This is a genomic window from Burkholderia sp. MR1-5-21, from assembly GCF_053427715.1.
Window position 1 is genome coordinate 157,192 of record NZ_JBSAXD010000005.1, and the last position, 14,861, is coordinate 172,052.

12 protein-coding genes and 1 pseudogene are annotated in these 14,861 nt (G+C 61.4%); 6 read left to right on the forward strand and 7 right to left on the reverse strand.

The window, feature by feature from the left end; genetic code table 11:
* Positions 1 to 58: 58 nt before the first annotated feature.
* From ACV229_RS09205 to ACV229_RS09215, 3 genes are all read right to left on the reverse strand, one after another.
* Entirely contained in the window at positions 59 to 1,486 is a 1,428-nt protein-coding gene (locus ACV229_RS09205; RefSeq protein WP_448083002.1) for an efflux transporter outer membrane subunit, read from the reverse strand.
* Positions 1,487 to 1,901: 415 nt separating this feature from the next.
* Positions 1,902 to 2,327, reverse strand: coding sequence for a DUF4399 domain-containing protein (locus ACV229_RS09210; protein WP_448082813.1), 426 nt, complete (start codon positions 2,325 to 2,327; stop codon positions 1,902 to 1,904).
* A gap of 42 nt (positions 2,328 to 2,369) precedes the next feature.
* Complete coding sequence (locus ACV229_RS09215; RefSeq protein ID WP_448083003.1) at positions 2,370 to 2,798, reverse strand: DUF4399 domain-containing protein; 429 nt, start codon at positions 2,796 to 2,798, stop codon at positions 2,370 to 2,372.
* A gap of 400 nt (positions 2,799 to 3,198) precedes the next feature.
* Between ACV229_RS09215 and ACV229_RS09220 the strand changes: the two are divergent.
* Together ACV229_RS09220 and ACV229_RS09225 are read left to right on the forward strand one after the other, a co-directional pair.
* A pseudogene (locus ACV229_RS09220) lies at positions 3,199 to 3,870 on the forward strand (caspase family protein); the annotation flags it as partial.
* Entirely contained in the window at positions 3,865 to 5,079 is a 1,215-nt protein-coding gene (locus tag ACV229_RS09225) for a formylglycine-generating enzyme family protein (RefSeq protein ID WP_448083004.1), read from the forward strand. The pseudogene ACV229_RS09220 and the gene ACV229_RS09225, both read left to right, overlap by 6 nt.
* Positions 5,080 to 5,294: 215 nt before the next feature.
* On the opposite strand, the gene ACV229_RS09230 is transcribed toward ACV229_RS09225, so the two are convergent.
* On the reverse strand, positions 5,295 to 6,797 hold the full coding sequence (locus ACV229_RS09230; RefSeq protein WP_448082814.1) for a tetratricopeptide repeat protein: 1,503 nt from the start codon (positions 6,795 to 6,797) through the stop codon (positions 5,295 to 5,297).
* A gap of 764 nt (positions 6,798 to 7,561) precedes the next feature.
* Here ACV229_RS09230 and ACV229_RS09235 point away from each other — a divergent pair.
* A complete protein-coding gene (locus ACV229_RS09235) occupies positions 7,562 to 7,867 on the forward strand; it encodes a hypothetical protein (protein WP_448082815.1) in 306 nt (101 codons plus the stop codon).
* Positions 7,868 to 8,096: 229 nt separating this feature from the next.
* Here ACV229_RS09235 and ACV229_RS09240 read toward each other — a convergent pair whose 3' ends face one another.
* Positions 8,097 to 8,297 (reverse strand): hypothetical protein, encoded by a 201-nt coding sequence (locus ACV229_RS09240; RefSeq protein WP_448082816.1) that lies wholly within the window; start codon positions 8,295 to 8,297, stop codon positions 8,097 to 8,099.
* Between the two features lie 528 nt (positions 8,298 to 8,825).
* On the opposite strand from ACV229_RS09240, the gene ACV229_RS09245 reads away from it, so the two are divergent.
* Both ACV229_RS09245 and ACV229_RS09250 read left to right on the forward strand, forming a co-directional pair.
* Positions 8,826 to 9,128 carry a DUF1330 domain-containing protein gene (locus ACV229_RS09245; protein WP_448082817.1) on the forward strand — a complete coding sequence of 101 codons (303 nt, stop codon included), beginning with the start codon at positions 8,826 to 8,828 and terminating at the stop codon, positions 9,126 to 9,128.
* Positions 9,129 to 9,223: 95 nt separating this feature from the next.
* Complete coding sequence (locus ACV229_RS09250; RefSeq protein ID WP_448082818.1) at positions 9,224 to 9,598, forward strand: PhzF family phenazine biosynthesis protein; 375 nt, start codon at positions 9,224 to 9,226, stop codon at positions 9,596 to 9,598.
* On the opposite strand, the gene ACV229_RS09255 is transcribed toward ACV229_RS09250, so the two are convergent.
* Positions 9,524 to 10,015, reverse strand: a complete 492-nt coding sequence (locus tag ACV229_RS09255) for a RidA family protein (RefSeq protein ID WP_448082819.1) — start codon at positions 10,013 to 10,015, stop codon at positions 9,524 to 9,526. The genes ACV229_RS09250 and ACV229_RS09255 overlap by 75 nt on opposite strands.
* 761 nt (positions 10,016 to 10,776) lie before the next feature.
* Here ACV229_RS09255 and ACV229_RS09260 point away from each other — a divergent pair.
* The gene (locus ACV229_RS09260) at positions 10,777 to 12,510 is read left to right on the forward strand and encodes an alkaline phosphatase family protein (RefSeq protein ID WP_448082820.1); all 1,734 of its coding nucleotides are present in this window, start codon (positions 10,777 to 10,779) and stop codon (positions 12,508 to 12,510) included.
* Between the two features lie 545 nt (positions 12,511 to 13,055).
* On the opposite strand, the gene ACV229_RS09265 is transcribed toward ACV229_RS09260, so the two are convergent.
* Positions 13,056 to 14,849, reverse strand: a complete 1,794-nt coding sequence (locus ACV229_RS09265; protein WP_448082821.1) for a BTAD domain-containing putative transcriptional regulator — start codon at positions 14,847 to 14,849, stop codon at positions 13,056 to 13,058.
* Positions 14,850 to 14,861: the final 12 nt, after the last annotated feature.

Genomic DNA, 14,861 nt, shown 5'->3' on the forward strand with positions numbered 1-14,861 from the left:
CGGATGACGGTAGTCAATCGGCTGGCACCGATCGCGCGATTGCGCAGGGCTGGCGTGTTCATTGCATCGCTTGGCCGGCAGGCTCGCTGCTTGCATTCGAGATTTCGACCGCGCGCCAGCCGCCGCCGATCGCCTTGTAGAGCGTGACCGTGTCGCTCAGAATCTGCTGATGATTGGCGAGCAGCGAGAGCTCCGCGGACGCCACCGAACGTTCCGATTCGAGCACCTCGAGCTGCGAGACAAGACCTTCCTTGAGCTGTGCCTCGACCTGCGCGGCGACGGTACGCAGGCGCTCGCTCTGCTGCTGAAGCTGGACGCGCTGCCGCTTGTGCGCGTCGAGATCGACGAGTGCATTTTCCACCTCCTTGAACGCAGTGAACACGGTCTGCCGGTACTGCTGTTCGGCGACCTTGGTCTCCGCCTCGGTCGTCTTGATGTGCGCGCGCACGCTCGGGTCGAACATCGGCAGGTTGATGCTCGGCAGGAAGCTGAACGTGAACGCCTTGAACAGGTCCGACAGCGCAAACGCCGCGGTGCCGCCGCGACCCGTCAGGCTGATCGACGGCAGTTGCGCCAGCTTCGCCGCGCCCACTTCGTCATACGATTCGAGCACGCGATACTGCGCGGCGACGACATCCGGCCGGCGCGCGAGCAGTTGCGCGGGCAGCCCCATCGGCACGTCCGGCAGCTTGACGCGCTGGCGGAGATGGCCGGCAGGCATGCTGAATTCGCCGGCCGGCACGCCCAGCAGCGTCGCGAGCGCGTTCTCGGCCGTGTCGCGCGAACGGTGCAGCTCGATCAGCTCGTTCGCCAGCCCGTTGATCTCCGCGCTCTGCCGCAGCACTTCCGTCTGCGGCGCGACGCCGTTCGCAAACATCGACTGGTAGATCGCGAGGATCTGCCGGTTCTTGTCGAGCGTGCGCTGCTCCTGCTCGATCTGGTCGTCGAACTGGAGGATCTGGAAGTACGTGCTCGACACGTCGGCGACGAGGGTCAGGTAGCCTGCGCGCCAGTCGGCCTCGGTCGCATGGTATTCGGCCTTCTGCGCCTGCACGCCTTTTTCGACCTTGCCCCAGATGTCGATGTCCCAGTTCACCTGGCTGCCGAGGTTGTAGGTCTTCGACAGCGACTGATGCGTGTTCTTCTCGAAGTCCACGCCCGCGCCGAGGTCGACGGTCGGCAGCGCGCCCGCCTGGACTTCGCCGACCTGCGCGCCGGCCACGCCGATGCGGGCCGCGAGCACCTTGATATCGACGTTGCCCGCGATGGCCCTGTCGATCAGCGCGTCGAGATACGGATCGTCGAAGCTCTTCCACCATTCGGGATTGACCGCGTCCGACGCGGATACCGGCCCGTGCGCGTTCGACCACGTGGTCTTCGCCGGCATCTCCGGGCGCTGGTAGACGGGCATGTTCAGATCCATGCAGCCGGACAGCAACGCCGCGCATGCGCCGGCGGAACCGGCAATGCGGGCCAGCGAACGCATGAGACCACGGCGGTTGCGCGTGGCGGTCGGCGACAGGTGGGTGTTCACGATCGACTCCTTCGGAGGAACGCGGCGACGGTGCGGGACGGGTGGATGTGTTGGTGTTTATGCTTCAGCGTTGCACGCTCGCGTCTCATACAGCATGGGGCGTGCCAGCCGCTCGCGGAATCGGCGGGAATCATGCCGGGCGGCTTGCCGATGCGGGTCCGGGCGACAAAGAGGGAGATTCGGGCGACGTGTGCGCGGCACACCGATCGACGATGCGTGACGGGTCGTCACCAACAGTTCAGGCTCAGGATGTCGGGAGCGCGCAAACACTCACGCAATCGGTGATAGCGTCGCCGCGCGAGGCGCGCCCCCGCGCGGGCGGGCGAGCGCGCACGCTACGCGACCGTGGATCGGCGCGCGCGCGACGTCACTTCACGTAGATCGTGATCTTCTTCGAATAGACGGGGGGATTTTGCGGCACGTGGTTGGCGTCGCCCATCAACAGCTGCAACGTGTGCTTGCCCGGAGGAAGCTCCAGCGTGGTTTCGGTCTCGCCCGCGCCGAAATGCAGGTGATTCCGGTCGGACGGAATCGGCTGGTCCATCGGCGGCAGGTCCGTATCGACCAGCAGGTGATGGTGGCCCGTGTTCGGAAACTGCACGTGCGACGGCGCGACGCCCATGTCGCGCAAGCCGAACCACACCCGGAACGGACGTCCGGCCGGCAGCACCTGGCCATCGTTGGGCCATCCGATGTAGACGACGGCCTTCGCGGAATGCGTGCCGGTCTCTGCGGTCGTCGCACCTGCCCATAGCAGCACCACGGCAGCGGCGAAGAGGATGAGCTTGTTCATGGCGTCGTTTCCCGGTTCGTGCGGCAGGCGCGGCATGGCGCGCTACTTGACCGTGATCGTGATCTTCTTCGAGTACACCGGCGGATCGTGCGGCACGTGGTTGTAGTCGCCCATCAGCAACTGCAGCGTGTGCTTGCCCGGTGGAAGCTCGATGCGCGCCTCGGTTTCACCGGCGCCGAAATGGAGGTGATTCCGGTCCGATGGTATCGGCTGGTCCAGCGGCGGGAGATCGGTATCGATGAGCAGATGATGGTGGCCCACGTTGGGCCGCTCGATGCCTTTCGGGCAGATGCCCATGTTGCGCAGGCCCATGCGCACCCAGAACTTGCCGCCCGTGATCGTTGCACCATCCGACGGCCAGATGATGTACGCCTCGGCGCCAGGCGGCGAAGGCGTTCGACCCGCAGCGAGCGCGACCCTCGGCGCCAGGACGGTGGCGGCCAAAACCAACAGCGTAGCCCTTCTTCGCATCGTGTTGCTCCTCGCGTTGGTGGCGGCGCGCGGCGTCGGACAGTGGAGCGTGACTAACAGCTTAGGACGTAATCGACAGGAAGGCACATGTCGATCCCCAAAGTGATCGGCCGACATCGATCCGTGCACGCGTATGTCTGTTTTTTGCGAAAACCGCGGGTGGTTCCGGTAATCGCCGCTGAGTGCACGTGCTATCTTGAATGTGTCCTGGCCGTGCCCGTGCCTGCCGTAGGCCGACATTGCGCTCGCGACGACCGGACACGCGGCAACGGCTGCGCTCCGCCTTCGGCCATCTGATCCGACGGCGCACCCTAGGGGGCTGAATATGTGGCGAATACTCTTGCCCGCATGCCTGTTTGCGTCGATCTCGGTGACATCGAGCGTCTGCTCCGGCGAGGTCATGCATCCGTCCGCAGCGCCGCCGGCAGCGTCCGCGCACGCCCGGTCCGTCGAACCGCATCGCGTCGCGCTCGTGATCGGCAACGGCGCATATCTCGACCATCCGCTCGCCAATCCCGTCCATGACGCCGATGCGATGCGCGATGCGCTTCTGGCGCTCGGCTTCGACGTCATCACACTGCGCAACGCCACCCGGCAGCAAATGCTCGACGGGCTTGCCGCGTTCGAGCACCGCGTCGCAGCCGGCGGCACCGGGCTGGTCTATTTTGCGGGCCACGGTGCCAGCGTCGGTGGCACGACATGGCTCGCGCCGGTCGATGCGGACGTCGGCTCTCCGGCCGGCCTGTCGCGAACGGGCATTGACCTGCAAACCGTGTTCGATGCGACATCGCGGCGGCACGGCGATCGTATTGATCTGATCATTATGGATTCCTGCCTGAGCGCGCCCGCCGGCGCCGGCAACGTGGCGGCCCGCCAGCCACCGCCGCACACGCTCGTCGCCTACGCGACAGCGCCCGGCGAAGACGCGGCCGACGGTGCAACGCATGGCGTCTACACGGCGGCGCTGCTGCAGTCGCTCGCGTTGCCGGGACTCGGCATCGCACAGGTCTTCGACCGTACCGGCGCGATTGTCGAAAGCGCCACCGGGCATCGGCAGACGCCGTGGGTGGCCTCGTCCCTTTCCGCGGTGGCAACGACGTTTGCGTTCACCGGGGCCCGTCGCGCAGGAACCGGCGCGGCGCTTTCCGGCGGCGACATCGGGAAACGATCCGACGTGCCGGCCGACGTCAGCGTCGTCGCGCTCGACAGCCGTGGCGTGATGCCGAAAGACAGCGCAGAGCAGTACGAAATCACGTTCTGGGAGTCGATCAAGGACAGCAAGGAAGCGGGCGACTACGAAGCCTATCTGAAGACCTACCCGAACGGCCGCTTCGCGCAGTTGGCACAGGCCCGTCTTGCGCGACTGCGCGCGGCCGCGCCCAAGGCGCCTGCGGCGTCCGCGCCCGCGCAGACGGCGAGCCCCACGCCGGCCCCCGCCCCCGTTCCGGCGCCAGCATCAACGTCGGCCCAGCCTGCACACGCGGCTGGCTCGCCGACGAAAGCGCCGCCTCCCACTGCAGCGACGGCCCCTTCGGCACCGCCACCGAAAAGCGGCGCGACGGCCGCCAACGAAATCAAGGATTGCCCTGCATGCCCCGCCATGCTGGCGGTCAGTCCGGGGACTTTCGCGATGGGCAGCAATTCGGGCGACCCGTCGGAAAAACCTGCGCATCGCGTCACGCTCGATCATTCTTTCGCGCTCGCGAAATATGTGGTGACCGTCGCGCAGTGGAACGCGTGCCGCGATGCCGGCGCCTGCCCGCGCCTGCCCAACGACAGCAACACGGTGCCGAACGCACCTGCGCGCGACCTGAGTTGGGACGATGCGCAACAGTACGTGAAGTGGCTGTCGAAAATCAGCGGCAAGTCTTACCGGCTTCCGACCGAGGCCGAATGGGAATTCGCCGCCCGTGGCGGCACCGCAACGCGCTTCTGGTGGGGCAACGAGATGCGCCCGGGTAACGCGAACTGCAAGGACTGCGGTCCGCCGTGGCGTGCCGATGCACCGGATAACGTCGGGTCGTTCGCGGCCAATCCGCTCGGCTTCTACGACATGTCCGGCGGCGTATGGGAATGGGTCAGCGATTGCTGGCACAACTCGTACAAGAATGCGCCTGCCGACGGCCGCTCGTGGGACGAGCCGAATTGCCAGGTCCGCGTGATCCGCGGCGGCTCGTGGCGGGATGGCGCAAGCTACATGCCAGTCTCGACACGCTTCAAATACGACAGCAGCGTACGTTATTCTGCAAACGGGTTTCGCGTGGCCCGGGACATGAAGTAGACAGCAGCGACCGAGACGCATGCGCCCGTCCCCCGGATTGGCGCGCGAAGGCGCGCCAGAACGTGCGCATCACCCCGCCATGCGAGCGCTGCAGGTGGCGGCGCACGAAATCGTGCGCAAGATCGGGCACGCCGCCGTCCTCCACGAACAGAGACTGAGCATTGTCGCCGGCCCGTTCGAGGAGGTCGATCGCAGCGGGCGTGATTCGAATGCCGTTACGAGATGTTGCCATCGAATAATGCGAGCCTGTTACATACCGCCGCTTGCGGACCTTGAACGATATTTCGGCGCGGACCAGAGCTGTGCTTGGGGTCGCCGGTGATGTCGCTCGTTTCTTCAACGCATCCAAAAGATTCGCGGAGAGATTTTTCGACGGAGTAGCGGCATTCTGGAACCTGACTGCTCGCCAGCTTGGCCTTCGTGCGATTTACTTCGCGATCACCTGGGTCAGCGCTCATCTCTGCCATCTTCTCGTAGGCGCGGCCGGCGTGCTCAGCGTCAAGTGCAATAGCCATTTCATATTCCGTTCGAGCCTCATCGGGTTCACGCAGCAAGCTCAGCGATTCTCCGAGATTGACATGCGCCTCCTGATATTCCGGTTTCAATGCTATGGCTCTATTGAAATAAAATTTCGCTTCCTTAAGGTCAGTCTCGGCGTCTCTGATTGTATTGTGTTTATCTATAAGCACCGGTCCTACATTGCTACCGTCCATGCGAAGTCGCGATTTTGCCATGGCCAAGTATGAGCGACCGAGTGCGTTGTACGTCGCTTCAAAGGAAGGTAACAGTTTGGAGGACTCAAGCAATGGTTGTATGGAGGCCTCGTAGCACCCCAAGTCGCTGAGGGATACGCCCCAATTGTAGTACCCCCAACTCGACTTGTATTCGACTGCTACTTTGCGGGCGTATACGATTGCCTGCTCGGGATGCCCTCGGTCTTGCTCGATTTTCGACAAGCCGAGGATTGCCCACTTGTAATTCGGGTCGCTCTTTCCACTTCCGATGATCAATTTATATGCATCCTGCGCGGATTGAAAGTCACAAGCCATCGGGCGGGTATAGCATTTATCGCGTTCTTCTCTCGCGATATAAGAGGCGTACAGGTAAGGGCTTTGCGCGCGCAGCATCTCAAGCAATGATTTTTGAAGGTCGTCATCGCTGTCGCTGCTCACTTTATCTGCATCGATTACTCTGTCGAACTTCTTGCCGCGACCTTTCATTGTCAGATGCAGTTCCAATTTTCCATGTGGATCCTTGGCCAACTGACCGGCAATTATCCAGTCCTTGCCAGGCAGCAATCCCTTTATGTATTTTACAAGCGCCCGCATTGGAATGGACGTCCCGGGGATGGCAAAATCGGGCGGATCAAACTGGGATGGAATCTTGCCCATACTTGATCCGGGGGTTACTGAACTTACTTCGTTCTGGATCTTGTAAAGCTTTATTTCGATTTGGGATTGAGCCGCTTTCGCCATATCCTGCTGATCGCTGGGAGCGTCGATCGGTTCGACGAATGTCGCGCTCGTGCATACCTGCTGACAAAAGAGGGTGATGGTGACAGAGATTCCGATCAACAAAATGCAATTTACGACGATGGTTCGAAGCTCCCCGGTGCGCTTCGCAAAATTTGCAATCAACGGTTCGGCTTTGCGCGACCGGGCGGATCGCCTGAATATCGCTGAGGAATATCGCCTGGACGGCTGACTGAGGATACGCATTTTGGTCTCCTGCGTGGGTGGATGCTGATGGCGGACCAAGCGAGCACGTTGTGAGAGCCCGTTTGGTTCTCTTGGCCGTTGCGGCTTGAATGAACAACAGCATCGTTTGTGCCAGCCAGCATGCCTGCAGTGCGGCGAGGGGGCGGCCCTATCTGGGGATATCGAATCCAGAAAGTGTTGGCATTTGGCCAACTCGAATGTCGGATCCGTTCGAACAGCGTCGGTGGGAGGTCAGGCCTACAGTTGCAAGGGATGAGAGGACGATACGAAAATGCCTCCCGGAAGCGGCCAATAACGGCGCGAAACGGCTAGTCTCCAGACCGGGGGCGCCTGCTGTCGTGGGTATGGTGCTCGGGCGGCCATTCACGGCGGGCTGCGGGCCATCCGGATCGAATGACCGTTTTGACCGACAACATCAAGAGGCGAGTGGCTGCTGTCGACCCGAAGCGGCCCGTCACCGCCCTCGACAACGGACATTCGAGCAACGGCTGCGACACAGATCATGAATCGCGGACCTAATCAAATCCAGACATCTTCCTCCCCTCAGCGGCAATAGGCGCGGTGCAAGGAGGACTTTTTGGTCTGGGAGTTGGCGTAGCCGAGGTTGCGAAAACAGATCCCATCGCATCTGCCGTTAGCGTTGGGGATGCGGTAGCTAGCGGCGCCATGGCTGGCGCAATGTTAGGAGGAGCGGCGGGAGCCGTTTTAGGGGTAGTATCAGGCGACCTTTACTTCTATCTTCACTGATTCGACAGGGGGATTGAATGAAATTGATATTGGTTGCGATATTGTGGATTCCTTTCACGTATTGGACTGTTCGTTATTTGAAAAAATTGCGAAACCAGCCGAACGGGAGAATGATTTATCGGCGAGGCGTATTGGGATTGGGTGTTCCCTCTTGGCTGATGGGCGTTATTGTCAGCCTAGCAATTATACCAGAGCGTGATATTTACTCTTTATTGTACTGGGCTGTTATTTTCTTATGCGTTTCATTTCCGCTGTGTTTGTGGGCCGGATATTTTTGGGCCAAAGGAATGGCGGCGATTTTTCCAGCGGCGCATGATCAGTAGGATCGTCTATATCGGTGGGATTTACGGTTCACAAGCGATTTGTCAATAATCTTGGCCCGGACATCGAACGTCCGAATTTGGCCGCACCCCGACCGACGAGGCCGCCTCGACGCTCGGCGTCGCTGGGAAGTCGCAACCCGACCCGAAGCGGACGAAAAATGTGTTCTACACCCGACATTCACGGATGGTCGGTCCTCGTGCCGCACCAACGCGTGTCAGGCAGCAGTGTTCACGGAAGCATTTCTAGCTCGCGTGCAAGCGCTTCATTTTTCCTTGCGCCCCATAGGAAAAGAAGTCCAAGAGCTCCAAAGATGAACACGAAGGCCACGAATTCCTCTGCAAGAAGACTCACCGGGGATTTCGGGTGGATCGCCAATCCCATACCCAGAATCAATGGGAAAAAGAAAAATATCCTGCCAAGCCAGCGCATCTGGTTTCCCGTTGCACGGAGCTTCTGAGCTGATGCACCGTTCTCTAGCGCGAACTGCGCTCGGCTCAACCCCCGCGCCTTTGCATTTCGCCAGCGGACCGCTCGAAGCACCCCAATTACTAAAATTCCCAACGCAAGAAGTATGTAGTATGAGGCGTGCATGGCTTGGGATAGGTTGTTAGTCGACGAGTCGGCAGGCTCGATGGTCAAGATTGTCGACGATTCACGCAGGCATGTCGAATGACCGGTTGTGGCCGAACTCGGAAGTTCGTCGTCGGACTGTAATCTACCGCTGCCGACTCCAAGTCAAAGGTCCGTGATTGACCCGTTGCTGCCGTTGACGGCCCCACCCGCAAACGCCCGCTTTTCCAGGTAGAACCGCCATCCTTGGCTTCACCGCCGTTGCGCTCGTTCGACACTGCGGACTGTCAAGCAGCCGGTTCGGAAACCGGCGGCTCTGCACCCGAATTGCCCCTAGAATAGAACGATGACAGTGAGCGGTGAGACTACTGCGGAAAGGATCGCGCCATGGCTGCATACCTGATTGCCGATGTCGATATAACCGACCCTGCGCTTTTTGAAGAGTACAAACGAGAAGTCCCTGCTACCGAGACGCGCTACGGCGGAAAATATTTGGGCCGTGGTGGTCTGACCAAAGTTCTCGAAGGTGATTGGCAGCCGCATCGCCTCGTCATCGTTGAGTTCCCGGACATGGATTCCTTGCTGGCCTGGTATGAGTCGCCTGAGTACGCCCGTCTCAAGGCGATCCGTGAAAGATGTGCGACGACAAGGATTATCGCGCTGGAAGGGGTTCCGACCGTAACCTCGTAGTACGTCTTGGGCGGAAGCGTTGCCGGCTTTGATCGCCCGTTGAAAGACGCCGGTTCCCTCGTGAACGGTCCTTCGCGAATCGAGCTTCAACTACCATGAGCCGAGGGCTGATCGCGCGGCTCGCGCGACGCGACGTGGTGGTCACTGCGCCCGGTGACCACCACGATTTCGTCTCGCGCTATTTCTGGCCGGCCAACGGCGGCGACGAAGCCCCGGTGACGGGTTCGATTCACGCGGTGCTCGCGCCGAGGTGGGCAGTGCGGCTCGGCAAGACCAAGCTGCTGGCGCTGCAGGCTTCCCGACGAAGCGGCGTACTGCATTGCGAAGTTGAATCGGAGCGGGTTCGCATCTCGGATCATGCACAGCTGGAACTCGATTGCATGGTCGGACATTTATCACGGTCCGTCGATCTCGACCTCCGCCTCGCATTCGACCGGCACATTCAAAGGCAACACCATGCCGACTGCTGAGCGAGCATGTGTCCCGATGTCTGGACCGAATAGCTCAAGGATGAGATCCGAGAAGCCATTCGCGATACGCGGCGTCTGGTCGAAAGCCGGCGCGACATTGATCATCGCGAGAACGCGCAACCAGGCTGTAATGCGATCCAGATCGCCGAGTGCCCTCTGGAGACTCGCCAACTGGGCAAGAGCCACGAGGCGTGCTGCTGAATAGCCTTCGTCCGGTGACACCTCGGCGCCCACTTTGCCAATGGGTTGCGCAATGGTCCCGTCCGGGTTCAGAGGTACATGTCCCGAAACAAACGCGCGTTTCCCACTCACACGCACCCATGCAAACGGCAGCGACATGCGCACATCGGCCGGCATCTGTAGTGGTTGCGGTAACACCAATCCCATTTTCGCCAGCTTCGCTTCGATTTTGGCCATGACGGTCCCCTGAAGTCGTACACAGCACGTTAGATGCTGAGGATCTGCTCTTCAAGCTCCTGACATGCCGTTCGCGACTCGCATGAAACCTGACCACGAGCGATTGACTGTCTACAGGCTTTCACCCCCGGAAACGGGCCAGATTTCCTGGTGAAAGACTGATCACTGAGGCTAGCAAGCGGTCGTCGTAGTGCACACGGCCAACGACCGCTCCTGGCCGACTAGCGCCCCACGCCCGAGCGCGGCGATCGCGTCGGGCGCGGCATTGCATGCGAATGGCATAACACAACCCGCAGCGGTCACACGCGGCTGCGCTAGCGCGAGGGTCGCTTCCAGTGCACTGCGGCCATCCGAACTGCCATGTCGGCTGCCTGATACTCGGTGGCCATTGCAGTCATCTGCAACCAATCGTAGCGTCGAGGTGATCCGGTACCGCGACTTGACCGTTGAACTGGCGGCACGACCGTTCTGCGTGGTGACGAGCGCGTGCCGTTGACAGCTCGCGAGTGGGCGGTGCTGGTTCACTTGCTCACCCATTGGGGCATCCCGCAAATCCGACTCCTTCTGGAAGGGAACCTGGACGGATAACAAGCATTCAAGCGTTGAAAGTCCCTACGTTATTACCAATCCGAGTCGATATCCATGCTCGTTTCGTGTCACCGAATTGCAATGACCGGAACATACGCTGATTCTGCAATACCCAATAGTTTCCGGAAAATCGGCCTTTTATTTCATATGTATTACTAATAATGGAGGGGTGTATGTGCAACTTAAAACTGATGTTGGCTGTTCTCATGTCGGCGTGCAGTCTCACGACAACAGCATTTGCCGACAATGACCCGCATTCCGTTCACGCGAAGCATGTGCTGCTGATATCGGTAGACGGTATGCACCAGGCCGATCTCGACTGGTTTGTTTCGAAGTATCCGAATTCGACCATTGCGAAGCTGGTCCATCAAGGCGTGGAGTACACGAACGCACGCACGCCCTTCCCGTCGGATTCCTTCCCGGGCATGGTGGGTCAGGTTACCGGGGGTGATCCCAAAACGACGGGCATCTATTATGACGATGAATATAGCCGGTCGCTGCTTCCGCAGGGAACCACGCAGGCTGCCTGTGCTTCGACCAAGCCCGGTGCAGAGGTGTTTTACGCAGAGGTGATCGCCAAGGATCCAAACCGGCTGGATAGCGGGCAGGATATCCCCGGCTTGTATACGGACTTCGCGAAGATATTTCAGTTGTTTGGAGACCCCGCGGGTGTGGCAAGTCTGATCAATACCGCATCGCTGCCGGTGTCGCCGTCACCCGGTTGCAAACCCGTGTATCCGCACGACTACCTCAAAGTGAACACGGTTTTCGGCGTGCTTCACAACCATCACCTTCGCACGGCCTGGTCCGACAAACATATCGCCTATGAGATCCTGAATGGACCGTCAGGCACGCCGGCTGGGACGAGCATCGATGACCTGTTTGCGCCTGAGATCAACAGCTCGACGACCGACCCGACGCCGCCGGCGCAGCCCGGTCCTGACTGGACAAAGGACAACACGAATACCCAAAAATACGATGCATTCAAGGCGCAGGCCGTGCTCAACTGGATCCATGGACACGACCATGCGGGCAATGGCACGTTTGCCATACCGACCATTTACGGCATGAACTTCCAGGCCGTGTCGACCGCCCAGAAACTCAACAAATCGAATTACTACACGGACCCGTTGGACCCTGCCAGCATCGTTCCCAATGGGTTGGGCGGCTACACGAATGACGGCACCGTACCAGGCCCGGTGTTGCAAAGCTCACTGGCCTTCGTCGACGAAGAACTGGCGGCCATGATCAACGACAAGGCTTTTGACCCGCAGAATACGGTCCTCATCCTGTCAGCGAAGCACGGGCAGTCGCCAAGAAATCGCGAAGATCTGACGATCATCAACGACGGTGCGTTGAACGACGCACTGAATAACGCATGGGCAAGCCAACATCCTGGTACCTTGCCGTTGATTGCGCACTCGATCGACGACGACGGCATCCTGATGTGGTTGAACGACCGGTCTGACAAGGCGATCGACTTCGCGCGGAATTTCCTGCTCAGCTATTCCGGCACCGGTGTCGGCTCGCGCGAAGACGGATCTTCCTTTGCAAAGCCATTCACCCAGGCCGGTACGAGGAAGATCTACGCTGGGGAAGAAGCTGCCGACTTCATCGGCGTTCCCAAGTTCGACGACCGTTACCCGGACATCATTGGTATTGCGCAGCACGGATCGGTGTACGCAGGCGGCTCGCTGTCCAAGATTGCCGAGCACGGCGGCGATGCGAAGGATGACCGGCATGTCCCGCTCGTCGTCTGGGGCGCGGGTATCCGGAACAATATCGTCGACGACCCGGTCCAGACGAAGCAGATTGCACCGACGATCCTGCATCTGCTGGGGTACAACCCACGCGAACTTGACGCTGTGCGCATCGAGAATACGCGGGTGCTGCCCCACTTGCACTGACAGGATATGTCGACGTACCACCTGAATTGGTGGTGGTTCCGGAGGTATCTTCGTGACGCTTCCGGAATGAGGTTTCGCGTGCGACAAGCGAATGCTCAAACGGGATAGTCAAGGCAGAGCGCCCGCCGATACCGCGTCAACCCCTATTTGCGGTGAGTGACTGCCTTCGGAGGTGGATCGGCCGCTTGGGTGACCATTTGATTGTGCGGGCGAATGTCTGGAGCTGGCCGAACTCGGAATTTCGTCGTCTGCCGACGATCAATCCTCCCGACTCGGCCCTGAACTTCTGTAGTCGACCCGAAGCCGCCAATCCGGCTTTCGAATGATGTCCGTCCGCTTGCAAGTGGGAAGCAGACGGTCGCGTAGGGCACGACGGGGGCAGCACATCGGCCTTTGCTAGGTAGTCGCGGATCGCTGGCAAAGGCTGACCACCCGCGCAAGCGAATGTCCCGGAACCCTAAGGGGATCACTGCAGACTCGAACCAGCCGGTCGAGCGGTTTCGCGTCGTGTCACCAATGCAGCGCAGAATCTGCGTTACCGCGTTTCAAGCATCGATGACGGCGCTCAGTGCAGGATTGTCGATTTCGTAGGCGAGTAGCCGTGCCGCGGCAGCACTCGCTCTGTCGCCGAGTGCTGCACGGTGAAGATGCGAACGCACGCTGAGTTCGCGCATGCCGCTGCGCGCGGCGAGGTTCTGCATGTCGTCGATCCAGGCCGCCCCCTGGGGCATGGCGTGCGCGACCGCCAGACCGCACAGCACGTCGAGCGCGTAGCCCTTGCCCCAGAGGTAGGCATCGGGCAGGCGAACGCTGCGCGCAATGGCATCGACAAGGATCTCGACGGCGCGTTGCGATTCACCCCGCGCGATGGCGATGCGTCCTAGGCCGCGTCCGGCGATGCCTTCCCAACACGGGTCGCCAAGCTGACATCCGAGCGCGAAAGCATGCTCGAAGCGCCCCGCAGCGACGTCCACATCGCCGCGCATCAGATCGACTTCGGCGAGCAGGGATTGGGGCCAAGGCACAAATGCTGTCCAGACCTGTTGCGCCAGCGTGACTGATCGATCGAGCGCGTCACTTGCTGCCAGGACGTCGCCACACAGCAGCAACGCGCGCCCAAGCATCGACAGCGCATAAGCGAGCTGCTTGAGGTCGCCCAAACTGTCGGCGAGTGCCTCGGCGCCGCGAAGCATCGCAATCGCGGCGGCATAGTGTGCGGTGTCGCTAAGCGTCGATCCATGCACGATGGCAATGCGTGCCTGCTCTGCGCGGTCGTCGCCGGCCAGCGGCGCCGCCCGCCGTAGCCACACCAGCGCCCGCTCGTAACGGCCGCGCAGAAACTCGATGTAGCCAAGTTCGCGGCATGCCGCCGATGCGTATGACGGCGAGGCATCCTGACCGATCGCGAGTGCCTCGTGCAGCGCCGTGGCGCCTTCCTCGTCGCGCCCGCGCGCGGCGTGCACGAGCGCGCCGCCGAGAGCAACGCGCGCACGCGTACGCAGTACCGCGTCGCCGATGGTATCGGCCTCGACGATCGCACGCCGCAGGCACTGCAGTCCTGCATCGAGCGCTCCACCGCCGATCGCAGCCTCTCCAGCCTCGATCTGCGCAACGGCCGCAGCGCGACCGATCGCGGGCCGCGCGATCGGCGCGGCGGTGACCGTGCGTATTGCGGCTTCGAGCGTCGCGCCTGGTTGCACGCCAAGCTCGCGCTTGAACAGCTCGCGGCACGCAGCGGCCTGGCGCGCAGCACCTACGCCGTCGCCCGCAGCGGCGAGGCAGCGCACGAGCAGCGCCTGGAAGTTCTCGTCCAAGGGGTTCTGGCGCACGAGCCGACCGGCCAGATCGGCCGCCTCGATCACGGCGCCGGTGGCCAGACGGGCCAACGCGGCCTCGCGCAGGACCGCCTCGGCAGTCGCCTGAAGGTGCCGGCGTTCAGAAGCGAGCCAGACTTCGAATGACGGACTGCCCAAAAAGCTCATCCCTTCGAGCAGTTCGCGGTCGAGGCCGGGCACGCACAGCGCCTCCGCCCAGGTTCCCTTGGCCACAACCTCGACATCGACGTACACGGCCGGCTCCAGCGAAAGCGCTAGCAAGTCGCCACGCAAGACCTCGGTGCCCAGCAGGCGTCGGAGTTCACTTAGATTCCAGCGTAATGCTGCCAGCGGGTCATCGGCGTCCTCGAACAGCAGCCCCGCCAAGTGCTTGCGACTCGCGCAGGCATCGCTGCGGATCAGGTACGCGAGTACACCCCAAACCTTGTGGCCGCGCGGCGCTGGCAACGGGTGGCCGTCCCGCTCGATTCGCGGCGCGCCGAGAAGGTGGATCGCAAGGCCCATGAGTCGATCATG